Raw genomic sequence first — 21,852 nt, forward strand, 5'->3', positions numbered from 1 at the left:
GACGGGGCGGCTGCTCCACCGATGGCGGGGCGCTGCGGCCCACTGCCGGCGCGGGCGCCGTGGCCGGCGCCCGACTCGCCCGTGGGGCCCGCTGTCCGGCCGGGCGAGCCCCGGTGCCCGGGCTCAGGCGTCGCCGCGCACCAGCCGGTAGGCCGCACCCGTCAGCGCGAGTACCGTCCAGGCGAGGAGGACCAGCAGCCCGGCCAGGGGCGTGAGGGCGGTGGAATCGTGCGTCAGGGCGAACATCGCCCGGCCGGCGTTGCTCGGCAGGTACGGGCTGATGTCGTCCTGCCAGGAGCTGGGCAGGAGCGAGATCAGTCCGGGGATGAGCATCAGGGTGGCGACCAGGACCGAGATGCCTCCGGCGACCGACCGCAGCAGTGCGCCGAGGGCGGTGCCGAGCACGCCGACCAGGGCGAGGTAGAGCCCCGCGCCCAGCAGACTTCGCAGGGCTCCTGCGTGGCTCAGGCCCATCGCGGCGGGGGTGCCGGTGACGATCCGGCTGCCGAGCAGGAAGGCGACGAACGCGCCGAGGGTGCCGACGACCAGCGCGACCAGTCCGAACACGGCCGCCTTGGACCACAGGACGGGCAGCCGGCGCGGTACGGCCGCCAGGGTCGAGCGGATCATGCCGGTCGAGTACTCCCCCGCCGTGACCAGCACGCCGAGGACGCCCAGGGCCAACTGGGCGAAGTTGGTGCCGAAGAGGGACAGGCTCACGGCCGTGGACCGGGCGAACTCCTGGTCCATGCGGGGAGAGCCGATCAGGGACTTGTAGCGGCTCGCGGCGATCAGCCCGAAGGCCACCAGGAACAGCAGGCCGAGGCCCAGGGTGATCCAGGTCGAGCGCAGTGACCAGAGTTTGGCCCACTCGGAGGACAGCACCCGCCGTCCGGTCACCCGGTAGACGGGACGGGTGGGCGCGGTGCGGGGTGCGTCGGCGGTGGCGGTGAGGGTGCTCATGCCGTCCTCCCGGCGGTCTCGGGGATCTCGGTGCCGGTCGTGGCGCCGTGGTACTCCACGGCGTCCCGGGTCAGGTCCATGAACGCCTCCTCCAGGGAGACGGCCCGCGCGGTCAGTTCGAACAGCGCGATCCCGTGCTCGGCGGCCTTCAGCCCGATCTCGCGGGCGGTCAGCCCCGTCACCTGCAGTTCCTCGGAGCCGACACGGCCGGTGATGTCGACGCCCGGCCCGGCCAGCACGTCCCGCAACCGCGCCGGGTCCTGGGTCGCCACCTTCACCGTGTCGCGGCCCGCCTCGCGGAGCAGGTCGCGCACGGTGGTGTCGGCCAGCAACCGCCCCCGGCCCACGACGATCAGATGGTCCGCCACCAGCGCCATCTCGCTCATCAGGTGGGAGGAGACGAACACCGTCCGGCCCTGCGCCGCGAGCGAGGTCAGCAGGCCGCGGATCCAGCGCACACCCTCGGGGTCCAGCCCGTTGACCGGCTCGTCCAGCATCACCGTCTGCGGGTCGCCGAGCAGCGCCGCCGCGATACCGAGCCGCTGCCCCATGCCGAGGGAGAAGGCGCCGGCCCGCTTCCCGGCCACGCTGCCGAGACCGGCCAGCTCGATGACCTCGTCGACCCGGCGGCGCGGGATGCCGTGGGTGAGCGCGAGCGCCCTGAGGTGGTTGTGGGCCGAGCGGCCCGGGTGGACGGACTTCGCCTCCAGGAGCACCCCGACCTCCTGCAGCGGCGCCCGGTGGCGGGCGTAGTGCCGGCCGTTGACGGCGACGGTGCCGCTCGTCGGGGCGTCGAGCCCGACGATCATCCGCATGGTGGTGGACTTGCCCGCGCCGTTGGGCCCCAGGAAGCCGGTCACGGTGCCCGGCTCCACGGTGAAGTCCAGCCCGTCGACGGCCGTCTTCTCCCCGTATCTCTTGGTCAGCTGCCGTGCCTCGATCATGGGCGCTCTTTCTCTCGGACCAGGGCGTGCGTCGCGTCGACGCCTCACATGCAACGCTATGGTCCGAATCGCCCCTATTTCGTGATACCGAGGGCTGAACGGGGCCCCCACGGGTGGTATCGCGGTACGACGGCGCCGCCGGCGGCTCAGTCCAGTTGCAGCCGGTCCGCCAGTCCCGCCGCGGTGAACGCCCTCACGACGTCCTCCCTCGTCTCGGTGAAGTGGGCCCAGCTGTCGCAGTGGGCCGGGACCACACGGCGGGCGTCCAGAAGCTGTGCGGCCTGCGCGGTTCCGGCGCCGTCGAGGACGAGGAGGGCGTCGTCGAGGAGGGGCATGCGGGGGGCGCCGGCGAAGAGGACGGCGGTGTCGACCGGCGCGTACCGGTCGGCGATCTCCTGGACCAGCTCCAGGGAGGCGTTGTCGCCGCTGACGTAGACGCTCGGCAGGTCGGCGGAGGTCAGGACGAAGCCGGTGACCTCGCCCACGATCGGCTCGGAGCCCTTGGGCCCGTGCAGGGCGGGCACGGCGGTGACGGTGACGGTGCCGCCGTCGGGGCGGGACAGCTCGGCGGATTCCCAGGGCGCGAGGGCCCGGGTGGTGCCGCCGAGGCGGCCGGCGGCGCTCGCGGTGGTGAAGGTACGGGGGACCTCGGCGAGCAGGGCGCGCCCGGAGTGGTCGAGGTTGTCGGCGTGCTGGTCGTGGGAGAGCAGGACGACGTCGACGGGGCCCAGTTCGGCCCGGCCGGTCCGGGGCGGGGCGGTCTTGACCAGGGTCCGGGCACCGGGCGAGGGGTAGTCGCCGGGATCGTCGAAGGTCGGGTCGGTGAGGAAGCGGAGTCCGCCGTACCCGATGAGGACGGTCGGGCCGCCGAGGACGCGGACGGGTATCTGCTCGTCGGTGGTGTCGGGGGTCGGCCCGGCAGCGGTCATGATGCGCACCTCACAGCGTCGTCGCACGAATGTGTCTCAAGGATGTTCTCACGGATGACAGATGATCCATCCGTGAAGTGACGTTAGTCTTCCTCACGGATGGGCGCAAGCCGTACCATGAGATTCATGACTGGGAGCATGGCAGGCGAGCAGACACCACCCCCCGCGCCGGGTGCGGAGCAGTACCCGGCCCTCGACCTCGCCAACAGTGCGGTCACCGTGCCCGGCGGCCACTCCATCGACCTGCTCGGCACGCCCGCGGCGGCCGACCGGTGGCTCGTGGAGCACGGCCTGGCCCCGGCCGGCGCGGACCTCCAGGAGACGTGCGCGGCCCGGCTGCGGTCCCTGCGCGAGCAGATCCGCTCCCTGCTCGCCTCCCGGGTGGACGGCCGGCCCGCCCCGGCCGATGCCCTGAACGCCCTGAACGACGCCCTGACCCGGGCCCCCGCGGCCGCCCTGCTGCGCTGGCAGCCCGAGCGGGGCCTGTACCGGGCGGCCTCCCACCCCACGACGCAGATCGTCGAACACGCCCTGGCGGCCCTCGCCGCCGACGCCGCCGAGCTGCTCACCGGCCCCGACGCCGACCGCCTCACCGCCTGCGGCTCCACCCCCTGCAACCGCTACCTGCTCCGGCACGGCCGCCGCCACTGGTGCTCCACCCGCTGCGGCGACCGCGCCCGCGCGGCCCGCGCCTACGCCCGCCGCACCGCCCGCCCGCAGGCGGACCGAGACGACCCGAGCGGGGTCTCACGTGTGGCCGCTACACACACATCTCCCCCACCTAAATGACATGGACCGTTCATTCGCGCGCTGTCTGCGGCGCCCGGAGGCGACAGCAACCGGCCATTGACTCTCCCAGCGCGGGGACCGCCGTTCCCGTACATGTCGCTGCATGTCGCATGGGGGGCCTACGTGGTGTCCGCGGTAGAGGGGTCCGGCAGATCGGAGCCCGGCAGATCCGAAGAGCCCGAGAGACCTGAACAACCGTTGCCCCGGGGGGCGTTCGCCGCCCGCGGCATCGGGGACCGCATCTTCCGCCTCCAGTTGACGGCCACCGGCGTCGCCGTCCTCGCGGTCATGGCGGGTGTCGGCCTGTTCCTGCTGCTACGGGCCGGACAGGCGCTGCGGATCAGGGGGTTCGCCTTCCTCACGACCGAGGAGTGGCAGCCGGACGTCCACAACTTCGGCATCGCCGCCGTCCTCACCGGGACGCTGCTCATCGCCGCCGTCGCCGTGACGATCTCCGTGCCGCTGGCCGTGGGCACCGCGCTGTTCATCTCCGACGTGGCACCGCGCCCGCTGCGGCGCACGCTCGTGACCATGGTCGACCTGATGGCGGCGGTTCCGTCGGTGGTGTACGGGCTGTGGGGGCTGTTCTTCCTGCAGCAGCACGTGATCGGGCTGTCGCGCTGGCTGTCCGACTGGTTCGGCTGGATCCCGTTCCTGACGGTGGACGGCACCCAGCCAGGGGAGCCGCTGGCCTCCGAGAGCGTCTACACCGCCTCGGCCTTCGTCGCCGGGCTGGTCGTCGCCCTGATGGTGGCACCGATCCAGTGCTCGGTGATGCGCGAGGTGTTCGCACAGGCCCCGGCCGGGGAACGGGAGGGCGCGTACGCCCTCGGCGCGACCCGCTGGGGGATGATCCGCTCGGTCGTGCTGCCGTACGGCAAGGGCGGGATCATCGGCGGCACCATGCTGGGCCTCGGGCGGGCGCTCGGCGAGACCATCGCCGTCTACCTGATCATCTCGCCCGTCTTCACCATCCAGCCGCACATCCTGCAGACCGGCGCGAACTCCGTCTCCTCCCTGATCGCCCTGCACTACGGCGACGCCTCCACCTTCGGCATGTCGGCGCTGATGGCAGCGGGCCTTGCGCTGTTCCTGCTCACCCTGGCGGTCAACTTCACGGCATCGTCGATCGTGGCCCGCTCCCGGTCCGGCGCGCAGAGCGAGGCATGAGATGACCGTCGTCGAAGAGACCGTCGCCGTTCCCGCACTCCCGGAAGCCGTCGGCGAACCGCCCGACGTGCCGCGCCACATCGGCGGGCCGACCCGCTCCGGAGTGCTGTCCCTTCTCGGCGCCGCCGCCTCGGGCCTGTGCACGGCCGTTCTCCTGTTCGGCCAGCTCGCCCCCTTCTCCGGCGCGTTGGGCTTCACCGTCACGGCCTACCTCGTCTTCCTGCTCGTCTACGGCGTGCTCACCGGGCTGGAGGAGGACGGACAGGCGGTACGGGACCGGGTGATGACCGTCGTGCTGTGGAGCGCGGCCACGCTGCTGTTCTGCGCCCTCGCCCTGGTCGTCGGCTTCACCGCCTGGCGCGGCCGCGAGGCGCTGCCGCACGGCAACTTCTTCACCCAGGACATGCAGGCCGCGGGCCCGCTCGACCCACTCACCCACGGCGGCATCGCGCACGCGATGCTCGGCACCCTGACCATGATCACCATCGCCCTGGTGATCACGGTCCCGCTGGGCCTGGCCTGCGCGGTGTACCTGAACCAGATACCGGGACGCTTCTCCCGGTTCGTCCGCACCATCGTCGAGGCGATGACCGCGCTTCCGTCGATCGTGGCCGGCCTGATGGTGTACGCCACCTGGATCCTCGGGCTCGGCATGCAGAAGTCGGGCCTCGCGGCGGGCTTCGCGATCAGCGTGATGATGCTGCCGATCGTGATCCGGGCGGCGGACGTGGTCCTGCGGCTGGTGCCGGGCACGCTGACCGAAGCCGCCGAGGCGCTGGGCGCGCCCCGCTGGCGGACGGTGTGGCACGTGGTGCTGCCCACCGCCCGCTCGGGCCTGGCCACCGCGGTCATCCTCGGCACCGCGCGCGGCATCGGCGAGACCTCGCCCGTGCTGCTCACCGCCGGATTCACGGCGTCGCTCAACGCCGACCCCACCGAAGGCCCGATGGTGTCGCTGCCGCTGGCCGTCTTCAACTTCGTCAAGTCTCCCCAGCCGACGATGATCGCCCGCGGCTTCGGCGCGGCGGCGGTACTGATGGCCCTGGTCCTGATCCTGTTCGCGATCGCCCGCGTCATCGGCGGCCGGGGGCCCGGCCACCAGAGCAAGGGACAGGCCCGGCGGACGGCCCGGGCTTCACGACGTGACGCGGAACGCTTCGCCGACCTCCACGCCCCGGGCCTGAGCCTGTTCGCCCCCGACGACACCGACCGACCCACCCGACCCGGGGTCGCGGGAAACGCCGCGACCGACCACGACGAACCCGGCCCCGACTTCCCCGCCGGTGCCCCCGCCGACACCGGACACACCCACGAACAAAGGGGCGCGGGGAACTGCGCGACCAGCCACCACGCACCCGCCCCCGACGACGAAGCCGAGCACGGCCCCATGGACGGAGACCGTCACTGATGTCCAGCCTTGTCATCAACGCCCTACGACGGCTGGGCATCCTGGCCGCACTCATCGGCATCCTCGCCGGATCGGCGGTCACCCCGGCCGCCGCCGAGAACTACACGCCCATCGCCGGCGCAGGCTCCACCTGGGCGGAGAACGCCGTCGACGAGTGGCGCCGCGCGGTGAACCAGTACGGCATGCGCATCAGCTACGCCGGCACCGGCTCCTCCGACGGCCGCCGCCAGTTCCTCAGCGGAACCGTCGACTTCGCGGTCTCCGACATCCCCTTCCAGACCCACCCGACCGACGGCTCGGCGGCCGAACGCCCGGCCACGGGCTCGTACGCCTACATGCCGATCGTGGCCGGCGGCACCGTCTTCATGTACCACCTGACCGTCAACGGCAAGCGGGTCACCAACCTGCGTCTGTCCGGCGACGTCGTCACGAAGATCTTCACCGGGGTCGTCAAGACCTGGGACGACCCGGCGATCCGGGCCGACAACCCCGGCCTCCAGCTGCCCCACCGCAGCGTCGTCCCGGTCGTCCGCTCCGACGGCTCCGGCTCCACCGCCCAGTTCACGCTGTGGATGACCAACCAGCACAAGGCCCTCTGGCAGGCCTACTGCCGCAAGGTCGGCCGCTCCGGCGCCTGCGGCCAGACCTCGAACTACCCGACCGTCCCCGGGATGATCGCCCAGTCCGGCGACCTCGGCGTCGCCGGGTACGTCGCCCAGAACTACGGCGAGGGTGCGATCGGTTACGTCAACTACTCCTACGCGCTCAACGCGCACTATCCGGTCGCCAAGGTCCTCAACCACGCGGGCTACTACACCGAGCCCACCCCGCAGAACGTGGCGGTCTCGCTGCTCAAGGCACGGATCAACACGAACAGGAGATCCCCGGACTACCTCACCCAGCAGCTCGACGGCGTCTACAACGACGCCGACAAGCGCAACTACCCGCTGTCCAGCTACTCGTACATGATTCTGCCGCTGAAGGTGCGGGGCACCTTCAGCACGGTCAAGGGCAGGACGCTGGGCGCGTTCTCGTACTACTTCATGTGCCAGGGCCAGCAGCAGGCGCCCAAGCTCGGCTACTCGCCGCTGCCGATCAACCTGGTCAAGGCGGGCTTCGACCAGATCCGCCGGATCCCGGGCGTGCAGGCGCAGAACATCAACATCAAGCGCTGCAACAACCCCACCTTCACGCCGTCCGGTCACAACAGGCTCGCCGAGACCGCGCCCTACCCGAAGCCCTGCGACAAGAAGGGCGCCCCGCCGTGCACCACGGGCAGCGGCGGCGCCAAGTCCGGTGACGGGAACGGCGGTTCCGGCGGCGGAGCCACGACGGGCGGTACGACGAGCGGCGGGACCTCCGCCACCGGCGGAACCGGCGGCTCGGGCACCGGCGGCAGCGGCGGCACCCCGTCCGTCGACCCGGACACCGGTCAGACCCTCGCACCGGGCGGCGGCTCCGGCGGCGCCTCGGGCGGCGCCGGCCCTGCCACCGACAACACCGTCGCCCTCGCCCAGCCGGTCGCTGTCGCCGCCGGCCACGGCTGGACCACGGCCCAGACGCTGATGCTGCTCGCCGCGGTCCTGGTGCTCGGTCTGCTCCTGCTGCCCTCGGTCGTCTCCCGCCTGGTCGGCTCCCGCTCGCAGGACGGCGTCGAGGGCGGCTTCGAGGACGGTGGTCGGCGATGACCGGCAGACGGCCCGGCCGCGTCCGCGGCGCCCTGCTCCGCCTGCTCGCCGGCGCCACCGTGGGCGCCCTCGCGGGCCTCGCGGTCGCCCAGGCGGCCCCCTCCGCGACCGCCGCACCCGCGACCTCCGCGGTCACCGTCTCCGGGCGGGGCGAGTTCAAGGACATGAGGTTCACCGTCGACCAGACGAACCACCTCACCAGCCAGGCCGTCAAGGTCTCCTGGCGAGGGGGCACCCCGACCACCTTCGCGGGCACCCTCTTCAACACCGACTTCGTGCAGATCATGCAGTGCTGGGGCGAGGACGACCACAGCGTCCCCGGCAACCCCGGACCGCCCCGCACCCAGTGCCAGTACGGCGCCTCCCCGACCACCGACCGGGGCAACTGGCCCGGCAACCAGCAGGACGACACTCGCCAGATCTTCTACAGCGCCGACCCCACCAACTACGGCCAGGACAACCGCTACGGGGCCGCCCAGCCCCCCGGTGTCCCGGGCGAGGTGCCGTTCAAGTCGGTCACCGGCGAGACGATCACCACCAACACCCAGAACAACAAGTTCTTCAACCACAACACCACCAACGAGGTGGATTTCGCCCGCACCGGCGCCGCCGGCACCGGCCAGGAGTACTTCGAGGTGCAGACCGCCAACGAGGCACCGCACCTGGGCTGCGGGGCGCCGGTCACCGGGAACGGCGTGACCAGGCCCCGCTCCTGCTGGCTGGTGATCGTCCCGCAGGGCCGGCTCGACCTCGACGGAAAGCCGTACGCCGACCACAGCCAGGTCAACGCCGGCTCCCCGGTCTCGTCGACCAACTGGCAGAACCGCGTCGCGATCCCGCTGCACTTCAACCAGGTGGGCAGCAACTGCCCGCTGGGCAGCGACGAGCGCCCCACCACCGGCAGCGAACTGGTCGCCGACGCCGTGACCAGCTGGCAGGCCGCCCTGTGCCCGTCCGGCAAGGTGTACGGCTACACGGAACTCGGTGAGCCCGACACCCGCAACCGGCTCGGCACCGACGACACCTTCGGCCTCGGCTTCACGACCCGAGCCCTGGGCGCCGACGACGGCACCTCGGCGCCGTCCGGTACGACGACGTACGCGCCCGTGGCCCTGTCCGGAACCGTCATCGGCTTCACCATCGAACGCAGACCCAAGGCCGGAGCACCCGAGGACGTCAGAAAGCTGGCCGGCACCAAGGTCGACTCGATCAGACTGACGCCCCGGCTGGTCGCCAAACTGCTCACCGAGTCGTACCGCAACTCCACCTGGGGTTCGGTGCTCGGCGACAAGGCGGCCCCGGGCTACGGCTGGGCCAGGCACAACCCGGCGGGCCTGGCGAGCGACCCCGAGTTCATCGATCTGAACCCCGAGTTCGCGTATCTCTCGGTCGCCGAGACACCGGCCACCGACACCGACCTGCTCACCTCGCTCGGGCACAGCGACAGCGCCCGCGCGGTGTGGCAGTGGATCCACTCGGACAAGGAGGCCCGGCAGTTCCTCTCCGGTGTCTCCGACGACTGGGGCATGCGGGTCAACCCGTACTACAGCACCAACACGGACCTGAACCCCGCCGGTCTCGCCTTCGACCCCGCGCACATCGACGACTATCCGAAGAGCGACCCCTGGTGCACGGTCCCGCCGGGCACGGACGCCCCCAAGGACGCCAGGCAGTGCATGACCGACTTCCACCCGTACGTGGACGACATGCACGCCGGCGCCCTGCACGCCCGGCGCGCCGACACCCTGTGGAAGTCGACCTGGGACCCGCTGTCCAATCCGCCCACCTACCGCAGCCCCGGCCCGCAGACGGTCGGCTCCCGGTTCGTCGTCACCGTCACCGACGCGGCCTCCGCCGCCCGCTACGGCCTGCAGACGGCCGAACTGCGCAACGCCGCGGGCAGGTTCGCCTCCCCCACCACCGGCGCGCTGACCGCGGCGGCCGAGAGCGCCACCGGCAAGGACGTCGCCGAGATCACCCCGGCGAACGCCAAGGCGAAGGGCGCCTACCCACTGGCCCAGCTGGTGTACGCGGCCGCGCGGCCCGGCTCGCTGAAGGCGGACGCCCGCACGGACTACGCGGCGCTGCTGCGCTACGCGGCGGGCGCCGGTCAGGTCAGCGGCGCCGACCCGGGCCGCCTGCCCGAGGGCTACGCCCCGCTCTCCCGCCCCCTGCGCGACCGCGCGCTGCGGGCGGCCGACGCGCTGCTGCGCTACAAGGAGCCGGCTTCCACCGACGACGACAAGGGCTCGGGCGGCACCGGCGGCGGCGAGACCTCCGGCGGCACCGGCGACAGGTCGGGCGGCGCCGCCTCCGGCGGTGCGTCGGGTGGCGGCGGCACGGGCGCGGACGCCGGCGGCACCAGTGCCTCGCCCAGCGCCCGGCCCTCCTACGACGGCGGCAGGGCCCTGGCGACCACGGCCGCCGGGAACACGCCCGGCGACCCCGCCAACCCGCTGCGCTACGCCGTACCCGCCGGCGCCGCGGTCGGTGCCTTCGCCGGACTCGGCGCGCCCTTCGCGGGCGGCGCCCGACTGCGGCTCGGCTCCGCCGGACAGGCGCTCCTTCGTCTGCGGGCACGGCGTGGCCGGTCGCGCCCACGCGGCGGAGCCGCATAGCGACGCAGCCCCGCGCCCCCCCCGGGGGGGGCGCCACCGCACCGCACCTGACAGCACCTGACAGCACAGACCCCGCGAAAGCCCCCCACGGAGCCACGTGCTCCCCCACAGACGGCCGCCCGCCCCGAAAGGCAGTCGGGGCGGACGGCCCGTACCACCCTGCCAGATCTCTTCTCCCGCACCCACGCACTACCTTCAGGAGACTCTCGATGCGCAGAACGCGCTCTACGGCGGCGCTCGTCGCGGCCGCCGTGGTGGCCGGCGGCCTGGCTCTGGCGAGCCCCGCGTACGCCGACCCCACCCCGTCCGGAACCTTCCGCAAGCTGGTCGGCGTGGGCTCCGACACCACCCAGGACGTGCTCAACGCCCTGGCCGGCGACACCGTCAACGGCAAGAGCTACGCCGACACGGCCGTGAAGTCGGCGGCCGGCGCGGGCATCGCCTCCTACGACGCGATCGAGCCCGGCACCGGCTCCACCACCTCGAACATCACCACCCGCTCGAACGGCCCGGCCTTCCTGCGCCCCAACGGCTCCGGCAAGGGCCGTCTGGCGCTGAGCGAGTCGCTCACCGGTGACACGTACCCGGACTCCTCCGGCGTCTCCATCAAGGGCCAGGTCGACTTCGCCCGGTCCTCCAGCGGCCCGAAGACCTCCGGCACCGCGCTGACCTACATCCCGTTCGCCCGGGACGCGGTCGGCGTCGCGGTCAAGGGCTCCGGCCTGGACTCCCTGACGGTGGACCAGCTGCACGACATCTACTCGGGCTCGCTCACCCAGGTGAACGGCCAGACCGTGCACCCGAAGATCCCGCAGAGCGGGTCCGGCACCCGCGCCTTCTTCCTCTCCTCGATCGGCCTCACCGACGCGACGATCGCCCCGAACATCCCGGCCGTCCAGGAGAACCAGGGCAACGCCGCTCTCACCGAGGACGGCGCCCTGGTGCCCTTCTCGGTCGGTTCCTGGATCGCCCAGAACAACGGCGTCTCCCCCGACTTCACCAAGAACGCGGCGGCCTCGGGCGGTCACCTCGCCTCGGTGCAGCTGCCCGGCGACTCCGGCGCCACCAGCCCGGTGACGACGGTCAACGGCAAGCTCTCCCCGGTCGGCGCCTACTACGAGAACGCCACGTTCGGCCGTGACGTCTACAACGTCGTGCCGTCCCGGGCGATCGACCCGACCAGCATCTTCTTCGACAAGGACGTCTACGACGTCTTCGTGACCACCGGCAGCCACGAGGCCTCGATGGCCACGGACGCCGCCGAGAAGGTCATCGCCGGCTTCGGCTTCGTGAACGAGTCGTACAACGGCTCGATCAGCGTGGCCAGGCACGCCAAGCTGGGCGGTCTGGAGGAGTCGGGCATCGACACCACGACGCCCTCCGCGCCGACCGGCCTCAAGGCCACCCCGGGCGACGCGAGCGTCAAGCTGTCCTGGACCGCCCCGGCGCCCACCGGTCTGCCGCTCACCGACTACCGGATCACGCTGACCGGCTCGGACGGCGCCGTGGTGGCCGTCAAGGACATTCCGGCGCACACCACCTCGTACACCGTCTCGGGCCTGGCCACCGGCAGCTACACCGCCACGGTCGCCGGCGCCAACCTCAACGGCACGGGTGCTGCGGCGAGCTGGTCCGGCTCGGTCAGGTTCGCCAGCACCACCACGGCGACCGCCGCGACCACCGCGTACGGCAGGACCCCGAAGGTCGTCGTCACCGTCAAGGGCTCGCACGGCGTCGCCCCCACCGGCAAGGTCACGGTGAAGGAGGGCTCCACGGTCCTCGGCACCGGCACCCTGGACGGCTCCGGCAAGGTCACCGTCGGCCTGTCGAACCACCTCAAGGTCGCCACGCACACGCTGTCCGTCTCCTACGCGGGCAACTCCAAGCTCAACGCGTCCTCCGCGACGGCCACTCTGAAGATCACCAAGGCCACGGCGTCCGTCAGCTCCACCGCGCCCTCCTCCATCGGCCACACCGCCAGGGCCAAGGTCACGGTGAAGGTCACCGCGGCCGGCACCACCCCGGGCGGCACCGTGCGCGTCTACGAGGGCTCCAAGGTGCTCGCCACCGGCACGCTGAGCGGCGGCAAGGTGACCCTCACCCTGCCGAAGCTGAGCCGCGGCAAGCACACGCTGCACGCCTTCTACGCGGGCTCCTCGACGGTGAACTCGAAGACCGGCGCGAACTTCACCATCAAGTCCACCTGACCCGTCCGGCTGCCGGGGAGACCAGCTCCGTCTCCCCGGCAGCCTCCCCCACGACCACCGAAGGAGGCGGGCCGCCGTGACCGTCGCCGTACCGACCACGCTCGCACCGGCCGCACCGCGCACCCGCGTCCGCGGCGGCACCGCCGTCCGCCACCTGGCCCGCGGCGGCCTGCTCAGCCTCGCCGCCCTGCTGCTCGGTGTCACCGTGCAGCTGCTGCTGGTCAGCGGCATCCAGCAGCACAGTGCGCAGCACGCCGCCTTCGACGAGCTGCGCGAGCAGCTCGCCCTGGGCACGGCCCCGGTGTCCCAGACCGACCAGCAGGGCAGGCTGCTCGCGCCGGGCACCCCGGTCGCCCTGATCGGCGTACCCGAGCTCGGCCTGAGCCAGGTGGTGCTGGAGGGCACCGACGCCGCCGTCATGACCGACGGCCCCGGTCACCGCCGTGACACCCCGATGCCCGGGCAGGCCGGGACCAGCGTGCTGATGGGCCGCGCGGCCGCGTACGGCGGTCCGTTCGGGCATCTGGCCGACCTCGCCGCGGGCGACACGTTCACCGTGACCACCGGTCAGGGCAGGGCCCGGTACCGGGTCACCGGCGTCCGGCGGGCCGGCGACCCGGCCCCCACCGCCCTGGCCCCGGGCAAGGGCCGGCTGGTGCTGATCACCGCGACCGGCCCGCACTTCATGCCGGGCGGCGTCCTGCGCGTCGACGCCGATCTGGTCTCCACCGCCTTCCGGACCCCGGCGGCCGTGATCCGCTCCGGCACGCTCCCCGGATCCGAAGAGCCGCTGGCGCGCCCCTCCGGGCTGCCCTGGCCGCTGGTGATGTGGCTCCAGGCGCTGCTCCTGTCCGCGGTCGCCGCGGTGTGGGCGTGGCACCGCTGGGGCCGCCACCAGACGTGGATCGTCTTCGCGCCGGTCGTCGCGGTGCTGGGCCTCCAGGTCGCCACGCGCACCACCGAGCTGCTCCCGAACCTGCTGTAACCCCTTCCGACCCGAGGTGCCCACCATGACGACCGACACCGCCGTACTGCCCGTCCCGGCCGCGGCCCCCTTCGCCACGCCCGCCGCCCTGGAGGCCCGCTCGGTCTCGGCCTGGTTCGGCGGCCACCAGGTGCTCAGCCGGGTCTCGCTGTCGATGCCCGCGGGCCGGGTGACCGCCCTGATCGGCCCGTCCGGCTGCGGCAAGTCGACCTTCCTGCGCACCCTCAACCGCATGCACGAGCTGATTCCCGGCGCGGCCTTCGGCGGCGAGGTGCTCTTCGAGGGCGAGGACATCTACGCCCCCGAGCGGAGGCTGACCGACGCCCGCCGCCGGATCGGCATGGTCTTCCAGAAGCCCAACCCGTTCCCCGCGATGTCGATCTACGACAACGTCGTGGCGGGCCTGCGGCTGACCGGCGTACGCACGAGCCGCCGCGAGAAGGACGAGCTGGTGGAGGAGTCGCTGAGCCGGGCGGGCCTGTGGAAGGAGGTCCGCGACCGGCTCCGGCAGCCCGGCGGCGCGCTCTCCGGCGGCCAGCAGCAGCGGCTGTGCATCGCGCGGGCGCTGGCGGTACGGCCCCGGGTGCTGCTCATGGACGAGCCGTGCTCGGCGCTGGACCCGACGTCCACGCGCCGTGTCGAGGAGACCATCCACGAACTCGTCGGCCAGGTGACGATCGTGATCGTCACCCACAACATGCAGCAGGCGGCCCGTGTCTCCGACCGGTGCGCCTTCTTCCTCGCCGAACAGGGCACCCCCGGTGGGATCGTCGAGCACGGCCCCACCGAGCAGATGTTCAACGCTCCCGCGGACCGGCGGACGGCGGACTACGTGGCGGGCCGCTTCGGCTGAGGCGTGCTGCCGGCCCTAGCAGTAGGGCGGCTGGTCGGTGAGCGAGGCCGCCACCCGCATCCACACCCCGAACAGGCGGTACAGCGCCGGAAGTTCGCCGCTCGCCCGGACCGTGCGGCTGTCGTCGGCCGTCACCCCGGGTATGCCGAGCAGCGTGGCGGCGACCGAGGCGGACTGCCAGCGGACGGCGAGGGTGGCCCGCTCGGCGGCGGGCGGCGGGCGTACCGGTGCCTGGGCCAGTGCCCGCGCGATCCCTTCCTCGATGGCCTCGCGTGCCTCGCCCGCCGGGCGCAGCCGGGCCGCGAACCGGTCGTGGGCGTACTTCACGGGGACGCCGACGACCGAGGCGTCCCACGCCGTCATCTCCGCGCACGCGGCGTCGTCACCCGTGAGGGCCACCACGGGGACGCCGAGGGCGGCCGCGGTGGCATGGGCCAGGCCGATCTCGCCTGCGGGGCGGCCGTCCAGCCAGATGTCCTCGATCTCGTGGCCCATGAAGCTGTGGCTGAGCACGCCCAGGGCGCCGGCCCGGGAGTGGTAGCCGACGCAGAGCGCGGCGTCGTACCCGGCGTCGAGCCCCTCCAGCATGCCCATCCGCTTGGGCTTGCCGCGGACCAGGCGGGCGGCCGGGTGCAGGGCCTCGGGCAGCAGATTGCGCATCGGGCCGTGGGCGTCGTTCACCAGGACGTCGGTCGCACCGGCCGCCAGCGCGCCTCGTACGGCCGCGTTCACGTCCTCGGCCATCATGGAACGGCCGCGTTCGTAGTCCCGCCCGCCGGGCTGGACGTCGTCGGCGTCGACGAGCCCGGTGATGCCTTCCATGTCCACGCTGATGTAGATCCGCACGGCATCGACCCTAACCGACCCTACGTAATGTAGGTTCCCAACCGCCAACGGCCACACATCTGTTCATCGGGGGAACACCATGCAGGACACGGAAACGGAGCCGAGCCCAGCGGGGGAGGCCGACGTGCGCACTCTCGCCCCGACGCTGGCCCTGCTGGTCGTCAGCCTCGTCGTCGCCGCCGTCGGCGTGTACGAGCTGTGCGGCTTCGGCCTGCACAGCCTCGACCGGCGCCCGCACCTGTTCAGCGACGGCCTCGCCACCGGCGGGGTGATCGTCGCCGCGGTGGCGGCCGGGGCCGCGGTGGGCAACCTGGCCTGGACGCTGGCCGCGGCCCGGCGCAGGACCGGGGGTGCGGGATGAGACCCTGTGCACCGACTGTGCGCACACCCATACCTCCGTTACCCTACAGGCTGTAGGGTCAGCGTTGCCCCGTCCCCTCCCCCAAGGTGCCCGTCACCATGCCCGCACGACAGTCGAGCCTGATCACCCCACAGGTTCCCGCTCAGCACAAGCCCCGCCCCGGCATCCCTTTCCTTCGCACCGGCACCGACCGGCTGCGGAAACGGGCGGCGACGGCCACCGTCTGGTACCTGCGGCTGCAGGTCGTGCTCAACATCGCCGCGGTCGTCTCGCTGCCCTTCCGCGAGGAGGTGCACGAGCACAACGCGGGCGAGTTCTTCACGCCCTACCTGGCCACCGCGGGCCTGGTCTCGGCGGCGCTCGCCCTTTTCCTCGCGGTCGTGATGCGCCGCCGTAAACGCGCCGCGTGGGTCTTCAACCTGCTCCTCGCCGGCCCCCTGTTCTGCCTCTACGCCCTCGCCCTCACCCGCGACCCCTACCGCGAGCACGTCTTCAACTGGCTCTCCGCCGCCCTGACCGGCCTGTTCGTGGCGGCCCTGCTGGTCGCCCGACGCGAGTTCGACGCCATCGGCGACCGCTCCAATCCGCGCCTCGCGCTCGCCGTCGGCACCGGCGGCGCCCTGGTCAGCGCCACCCTCGGCACGCTCCTGGTGCACGCGACCAACAAGCTCCCGGGCGCAGGCCTCAAGGACGAGATCGCGTACACCCTGCTGCGCGGCATCAGCGTCGGCCCGCTCGCCGACCGGATCGACGCCGTCCACGCCCCCCGCTGGGCGGACGTGGTCGTCAACATCTCGATCGCCGCCACCTTCCTGCTGGTGCTGTACGCCTGCTTCCGCGCCCCTCGCGGCGAGTGCCTGCTCGCCGAGGAGGACGAGCACAGGCTCCGCGCCCTGCTCGACAAACACGGCGAGCGGGACTCCCTCGGCTACTTCGCGCTGCGCCGCGACAAGGCCGTCATGTTCTCCCCCAGCGGCAAGGCGGCCGTCGCCTACCGCGTCGTCGGCGGTGTGAGCCTGGCCTCCGGCGATCCCATCGGTGACCCCGAGGCCTGGCCCGGCGCCATCGACGCCTGGCTCGCCGAAGCCCGCCGGCACGCCTGGACACCCGCGGTGATGGGCGCGAGCGAGGAGGCGGGCACGATCTACGCCCGGCACGGCCTGGACGCCCTGGAACTCGGCGACGAGGCGCTCGTGGACCTGGCCGACTTCACCCTCGAAGGCCGGGCCATGCGTGTCGTGCGCCAGGCCCACAAACGGGTCGGGCGGGCCGGCTACACGGTCCGCATCCGCCGCCACGAGGACATCCCCGACGAGGAGATGGCCGTCCTCATCGACCGCGCCGACCACTGGCGCGACGGCGCCACCGAGCGCGGCTTCTCCATGGCCCTGGGCCGCCTCGGCGACCCCGCCGACGCCCGCTGCGTGATGCTGGAGTGCCGGGACGCGGACGACGTGCCCCGGGCCCTGCTCAGCTTCGTCCCCTGGGGCGAGCACGGTCTCTCCCTGGACCTGATGCGCCGCGACCGCGACTGCGAGAACGGCCTGATGGAGTACATGGTCGTGGAACTCCTCGTTCGCGCGAAGGGGTTGGACGTCCGCCGGGTCTCCCTCAACTTCGCCATGTTCCGTTCGGTCTTCGAACGCGGCTCCCGCCTCGGCGCCGGCCCCGTCCTGCGTCTGTGGCGCTCGACCCTCACCTTCTTCTCCCGCTGGTGGCAGATCGAGACCCTGTACCGCGCCAACGCCAAGTACCGCCCGGTCTGGGAACCCCGCTTCCTGCTGTTCGCCAAGAGCAGCGACATCCCGAGGATCGGGCTGGCCAGCGCCCGCGCCGAGGGCTTCCTCGCGCCGCCCACGATGCCGGCCTTCACCCGCCGCAGGCAGCCGGCCGACCCGGAACTCCCTGCACCCCGACCGTCCGCAGCAGGCTGAGCACCGGCGCCCGGGCCACACCCACGACCTCGGGGACCCCCGGGCCGCCGCCGGACGCCTCTCAGCCTCCAGCGCGCCCGCTGCCGCTCCCGCTCCCGCCGCCCACGATCCCCCCGCCCACCGTGAACCCGATGACCGCCCCGCCCCCTTCCCGCCGGAGGGCGAACGGCGCTCCGCCGTGCGCCATGGCGACCTCGCGGACGATGGACAGCCCGAGCCCCGACCCCGGCAGGGACCGCGCGTCGGCGGCCCGGTAGAAGCGGTCGAAGATGCGGATCAGATCGCCGTCCGCGATACCGGGCCCCCGGTCCAGGACCTCGACCCGGACGGTTCCCGGGCGGGCGGGCCCGGTGATGCTGATCTCGATGGGTGCCTTGCCGCCGCGGTCGAACTTCGCCGCGTTCTCGACCAGGTTGGAGATGGCCCGCTGGAGCATCCCGGACCGTCCGTCGGTGCGGGTGTCGCCGTCGGTGCGCAGCACGATCTCCCGGCCGGTCCGGCGCTTGGCCAGCCCCACGACGTCCTCGGCGATGTCGGCGAGGTCCACCTGCTGGGCCGGCTCGCTGTCGGACTGCCCTGCCGCGAGGTCGACCAGCTCGTTGACCAGGTCGGTCAGCTCGCGGGCCTCCTGCCCGAGGTCGGCGACGAGGTCCTCCCGGGTCGCCGGGGGCAGCTCGTCGATCCTGCGCAGCAGCGAGATGTTCGTACGCAACGACGTCAGCGGCGTCCGCAGCTCGTGCCCGGCGTCCTGGACCAGCCGCCGCTGGTCCTCCTCCGACTGGGCGAGCCGCCCCAGCATCCGGTCGAAGGCGCGGCCTAGCCGGCCCACCTCGTCCAGGCCGGCGACGGGCACCTCGATGCCCAGCTGGCGGGTGCGGGCCACGTTCTCGGCGGCGGAGGTGAGGATCACCAGACGCCGGGTGATCCGGCGGGCCAGCCACCACCCGAAGAGCCCCGCGGCCACCACGACCGCCGCCATCAGGATCAGCGTCCGCTGCTGCAGCGCCCGCAGCAGGTCCTCGGTGTCGCTGAACTCCTGCGCGACCTGCACCGCGCCCTTCCCGGCGCCGAGCGAGACGGTGGCGATGCGGAACAGGTCCTCGGCGACCCGGACGTCCTTGTGCTGGACCACTCTGCCGGCCGTCCGCGAGGTGGCCACGGCCTTGTCCCGCGCGGTGACGGGCAGCACCGGACTGCCGTGGTCGACGATCTGCCCCTGCGCGCCGAGCACCTGCACATCGGTCCGGGCGGGCCGGACCAGGTCGTGCCCCGGACGGGAGGACGAGAAGTCCCCGGGGACCATCTCGTGCTGCCGCACCTCGTCCTGCACGTCCTGCACGACCTGGGTGAACACCGACTGCTGGTCGACCCGGACCAGGCGCGCGGCGGAACCGTACGACAGGATGCCGACGAGGATGGTCACGGCGGCGGTGACGGCCGCGAAGGACACCGCGAAGGTGGTGCGCAGGGAGACCAGCCTGGGCCGGGGCCCGGCCGGCAGCCGCAGGCGGCGGCCCACTAGTCCTCCCGCAGCACGTAACCCACGCCTCGCACGGTGTGGATCAGCTGAGGGGCGCCGGGCTCGTCCAGCTTGCGGCGCAGATAGCCGACGTAGACGGCGAGGTTCTTCGAGCCGGGACCGAAGTCGTAGCCCCAGATACGGTCGTAGATCGTCGAATGATCGAGCACGATCCCGGCGTTGCGCACCAGCAGCTCCAGCAGCTCGAACTCGGTGCGGGTCAGCTCCAGCTCGCGCCTGCCGCGCCAGGCCCGCCGGGCCTGCAGGTCCATCCGGATCCCCGCGGCCTCCACCTGCCGGTCGGACAGCTGCACGTCCCGCGCGTTCTCGCCCCCGGACGCCCCGGATCCCGCGTTGCCGCCGCCGGCCGGCACCGGGCTGGTACGACGCAGCAGCGCCCGCAACCGCGCGAAGACCTCTTCCACGTCGAACGGCTTGACCACGTAGTCGTCGGCGCCGGCGTCCAGGCCCGCGATCCGGTCGGCGGTCTCCACCAGGGCGGTGAGCATGAGGATCGGGGTGCTGTCGCCCTCGGCCCGCAGCACCCGGCACACCTGGAGCCCGTCGATGCCCGGCATCATCACGTCGAGCACCAGGACGTCGGGCGGGGTCCTGTGGGCCTGCGCCAGTGCTTCCACACCGTCGGCGACCGCCGTGACCTCGTACCCCTCCAGGGTCAGGGCACGCTCCAGGGCGTGACGGATGGCGCGGTCGTCTTCGGCGAGCAGCACAGTCTGGGGCACGTCCCCAGTCTGCCAAGGCCGCCGGCGGTTCGGCCGGGACGAGCGGGCCTACGATCACCCTTTTTACCCGTCTCTCACCGTCACACGGGCAACCGGGAGCGTGCCCCTGCCGTCCTCTCACCCCGCGGAGCGCAGTGCGGCGAGCTGCTCCGCGAAGGGGACCACGGTGAAGTCGGCGACCTCGACGGGGGCCGGCCGGTCCTCCTCGGACGGGCTCGGGCGGGCGCCCGACCGCACGGTCAGCAGCGCGGCCAGCTCCCCGGCGGCCCGCTCGATCCGCTCCGGCAGCCCCTCCGCGCCCCAGTCCTCCGAGGCGGCGTAGACGCCGGTCGGTACGACCACGGCCCGGAGGTGGGCGAAGAGCGGGCGCAGCGCGTACTCCAGGACCAGCGAGTGCCGGGCCGTACCGCCCGTCGCGGCGATCAGCACCGGCTTCCCCGCCAGCGCGTCCTTGTCCAGCACGTCGAAGAACGACTTGAACAGCCCGCTGTACGACGCCGAGAACACCGGGGTGACGACGATCAGCCCGTCCGCCTCCGTCACCGCGTCCAGTGCGGCCGCCAGTTTCCGCCCGGGAAACCCGTTGGTGAAGTGGTGCGCGATCTCGACGGCCAGGTCACGCAGCTCGACCACCTGGATCTCCGCCCGGTCCGGCGCCTGCCGTTCCACCGCGGCCGCCAGCCGGTCGCCCAGCAGCCGGGTGGAGGACGGAACGCTCAGCCCCGCGGACACGACGACGAGCTTCATACGGCAGTCACCTCGTTCGCGGCCGACAGGGAAGCGTGGGTGGGCGCCGGGGGCACACTCGCCGGACGGCCGTTCGCGAACTCCTTGCGCAGCACCGGCACGACCTCCTCGCCCAGCATGTCGATCTGTTCCAGCACGGTCTTGAGCGGCAGCCCGGCGTGGTCCATCAGGAACAGCTGGCGCTGGTAGTCACCGGCGTACTCCCGGAAGCCCAGCGTCTTCTCGATCACCTGCTGCGGCGATCCGACGGTCAGCGGGGTCTGCTCGGTGAAGTCCTCCAGCGACGGCCCGTGGCCGTACACCGGCGCGTTGTCGAAGTACGGCCGGAACTCCCGCACCGCGTCCTGCGAGTTGCGGCGCATGAACACCTGGCCGCCCAGCCCCACGATCGCCTGCTCCGGCGTGCCGTGCCCGTAGTGGGCGTACCGGTTCCGGTACAGCTCGACCATCCGCTTGGTGTGGTCGGCGGGCCAGAAGATGTTGTTGTGGAAGAAGCCATCGCCGTAGTACGCGGCCTGCTCGGCGATCTCCGGCGAGCGGATCGACCCGTGCCACACGAAGGGCGCTACGCCGTCCAGCGGGCGCGGCGTCGAGGTGAAGCCCTGCAGCGGTGAGCGGAACTTCCCCTCCCAGTCGACGACCTCCTCGCGCCACAGCCGGTGCAGCAGGGCGTAGTTCTCGATGGCGAGGTTGATGCCCTGCCGGATGTCCTGTCCGAACCAGGGGTAGACCGGCCCGGTGTTGCCGCGGCCCATCATCAGGTCCACCCGCCCGTCGGCCAGGTGCTGGAGCATCGCGAAGTCCTCCGCGATCTTCACCGGGTCGTTGGTGGTGATCAGGGTGGTGGAGGTGGAGAGGATCAGCCGCTCCGTCCGCGCCGCTATGTAGCCGAGCATGGTCGTCGGCGAGGACGGCACGAACGGCGGGTTGTGGTGCTCACCGGTGGCGAACACGTCGAGGCCGACCTCCTCGGCCTTGAGCGCGATGGCGACCATGGCCTTGATCCGCTCGCGCTCGGTCGGCGTACGCCCCGTGGTGGGATCCGGCGTGACGTCGCCGACCGTGAAGATCCCGAACTGCATGGTCGCTCACCCTCCAGGTTGTTGACTGTTCAACTATACCCCTGGAACGACCGCCCCGCCCGGACT

Annotated in this window: 18 protein-coding genes; 10 read left to right on the forward strand and 8 right to left on the reverse strand. The window is 72.5% G+C overall.

What is annotated here, in order from left to right; translation table 11 throughout:
* Positions 1-123: 123 nt before the first annotated feature.
* From ACIRU3_RS02790 to ACIRU3_RS02800, 3 genes are all read right to left on the reverse strand, one after another.
* A complete protein-coding gene (locus tag ACIRU3_RS02790; RefSeq protein ID WP_404050323.1) occupies positions 124-963 on the reverse strand; it encodes an ABC transporter permease in 840 nt (279 codons plus the stop codon).
* Complete coding sequence (locus tag ACIRU3_RS02795) at positions 960-1,907, reverse strand: ATP-binding cassette domain-containing protein (RefSeq protein WP_404050326.1); 948 nt, start codon at positions 1,905-1,907, stop codon at positions 960-962. Before ACIRU3_RS02795 ends, ACIRU3_RS02790 begins: the two co-directional genes overlap by 4 nt.
* 146 nt (positions 1,908-2,053) lie before the next feature.
* Positions 2,054-2,836 (reverse strand): MBL fold metallo-hydrolase, encoded by a 783-nt coding sequence (locus tag ACIRU3_RS02800; RefSeq protein ID WP_404050329.1) that lies wholly within the window; start codon positions 2,834-2,836, stop codon positions 2,054-2,056.
* Positions 2,837-2,962: 126 nt separating this feature from the next.
* On the opposite strand from ACIRU3_RS02800, the gene ACIRU3_RS02805 reads away from it, so the two are divergent.
* From ACIRU3_RS02805 to pstB, 8 genes are all read left to right on the forward strand, one after another.
* Entirely contained in the window at positions 2,963-3,625 is a 663-nt protein-coding gene (locus ACIRU3_RS02805; RefSeq protein ID WP_404050331.1) for a CGNR zinc finger domain-containing protein, read from the forward strand.
* Between the two features lie 198 nt (positions 3,626-3,823).
* On the forward strand, positions 3,824-4,795 hold the full coding sequence (gene pstC, locus ACIRU3_RS02810; protein ID WP_404050333.1) for a phosphate ABC transporter permease subunit PstC: 972 nt from the start codon (positions 3,824-3,826) through the stop codon (positions 4,793-4,795).
* Position 4,796: 1 nt separating this feature from the next.
* Positions 4,797-6,203 carry a phosphate ABC transporter permease PstA gene (pstA, locus tag ACIRU3_RS02815; RefSeq protein WP_404050335.1) on the forward strand — a complete coding sequence of 469 codons (1,407 nt, stop codon included), beginning with the start codon at positions 4,797-4,799 and terminating at the stop codon, positions 6,201-6,203.
* Positions 6,203-7,891: a phosphate ABC transporter substrate-binding protein PstS gene (locus tag ACIRU3_RS02820; protein ID WP_404050338.1), complete on the forward strand. Its 1,689-nt coding sequence runs from the start codon at positions 6,203-6,205 to the stop codon at positions 7,889-7,891. Before pstA ends, ACIRU3_RS02820 begins: the two co-directional genes overlap by 1 nt.
* Positions 7,888-10,509 carry a hypothetical protein gene (locus tag ACIRU3_RS02825; protein ID WP_404050340.1) on the forward strand — a complete coding sequence of 874 codons (2,622 nt, stop codon included), beginning with the start codon at positions 7,888-7,890 and terminating at the stop codon, positions 10,507-10,509. Before ACIRU3_RS02820 ends, ACIRU3_RS02825 begins: the two co-directional genes overlap by 4 nt.
* Before the next feature lie 209 nt (positions 10,510-10,718).
* Positions 10,719-12,716 carry an Ig-like domain repeat protein gene (locus tag ACIRU3_RS02830; protein ID WP_404050342.1) on the forward strand — a complete coding sequence of 666 codons (1,998 nt, stop codon included), beginning with the start codon at positions 10,719-10,721 and terminating at the stop codon, positions 12,714-12,716.
* Between the two features lie 76 nt (positions 12,717-12,792).
* On the forward strand, positions 12,793-13,701 hold the full coding sequence (locus tag ACIRU3_RS02835; RefSeq protein ID WP_404050346.1) for a sortase: 909 nt from the start codon (positions 12,793-12,795) through the stop codon (positions 13,699-13,701).
* A gap of 25 nt (positions 13,702-13,726) precedes the next feature.
* A complete protein-coding gene (gene pstB, locus ACIRU3_RS02840; RefSeq protein WP_404050348.1) occupies positions 13,727-14,554 on the forward strand; it encodes a phosphate ABC transporter ATP-binding protein PstB in 828 nt (275 codons plus the stop codon).
* 15 nt (positions 14,555-14,569) lie between these two features.
* Here the strand turns inward: pstB and ACIRU3_RS02845 are convergent, their stop codons facing one another.
* On the reverse strand, positions 14,570-15,400 hold the full coding sequence (locus tag ACIRU3_RS02845) for a M55 family metallopeptidase (RefSeq protein ID WP_404050351.1): 831 nt from the start codon (positions 15,398-15,400) through the stop codon (positions 14,570-14,572).
* Positions 15,401-15,524: 124 nt separating this feature from the next.
* On the opposite strand from ACIRU3_RS02845, the gene ACIRU3_RS02850 reads away from it, so the two are divergent.
* Both ACIRU3_RS02850 and ACIRU3_RS02855 read left to right on the forward strand, forming a co-directional pair.
* On the forward strand, positions 15,525-15,761 hold the full coding sequence (locus ACIRU3_RS02850; protein WP_404050354.1) for a hypothetical protein: 237 nt from the start codon (positions 15,525-15,527) through the stop codon (positions 15,759-15,761).
* 98 nt (positions 15,762-15,859) lie between these two features.
* The gene (locus ACIRU3_RS02855; protein WP_404050356.1) at positions 15,860-17,695 is read left to right on the forward strand and encodes a phosphatidylglycerol lysyltransferase domain-containing protein; all 1,836 of its coding nucleotides are present in this window, start codon (positions 15,860-15,862) and stop codon (positions 17,693-17,695) included.
* 61 nt (positions 17,696-17,756) lie between these two features.
* On the opposite strand, the gene ACIRU3_RS02860 is transcribed toward ACIRU3_RS02855, so the two are convergent.
* The 4 genes from ACIRU3_RS02860 to ACIRU3_RS02875 all read right to left on the reverse strand — a co-directional run bounded on the left by ACIRU3_RS02860 (position 17,757) and on the right by ACIRU3_RS02875 (position 21,786).
* Positions 17,757-19,214, reverse strand: a complete 1,458-nt coding sequence (locus ACIRU3_RS02860; RefSeq protein WP_404050359.1) for an ATP-binding protein — start codon at positions 19,212-19,214, stop codon at positions 17,757-17,759.
* The gene (locus tag ACIRU3_RS02865) at positions 19,214-19,945 is read right to left on the reverse strand and encodes a response regulator transcription factor (protein ID WP_404050563.1); all 732 of its coding nucleotides are present in this window, start codon (positions 19,943-19,945) and stop codon (positions 19,214-19,216) included. The genes ACIRU3_RS02860 and ACIRU3_RS02865 overlap by 1 nt, the downstream gene beginning before the upstream one ends.
* 129 nt (positions 19,946-20,074) lie before the next feature.
* Entirely contained in the window at positions 20,075-20,704 is a 630-nt protein-coding gene (locus tag ACIRU3_RS02870; protein ID WP_404050361.1) for an FMN reductase, read from the reverse strand.
* Entirely contained in the window at positions 20,701-21,786 is a 1,086-nt protein-coding gene (locus ACIRU3_RS02875; RefSeq protein WP_404050364.1) for an LLM class flavin-dependent oxidoreductase, read from the reverse strand. The genes ACIRU3_RS02870 and ACIRU3_RS02875 overlap by 4 nt, the downstream gene beginning before the upstream one ends.
* Between the last annotated feature and the right edge of the window lie 66 nt (positions 21,787-21,852).

The sequence above is a fragment of the Streptomyces sp. NPDC101151 genome (genome assembly GCF_044768335.1).
Lineage (GTDB): Bacteria > Actinomycetota > Actinomycetes > Streptomycetales > Streptomycetaceae > Streptomyces.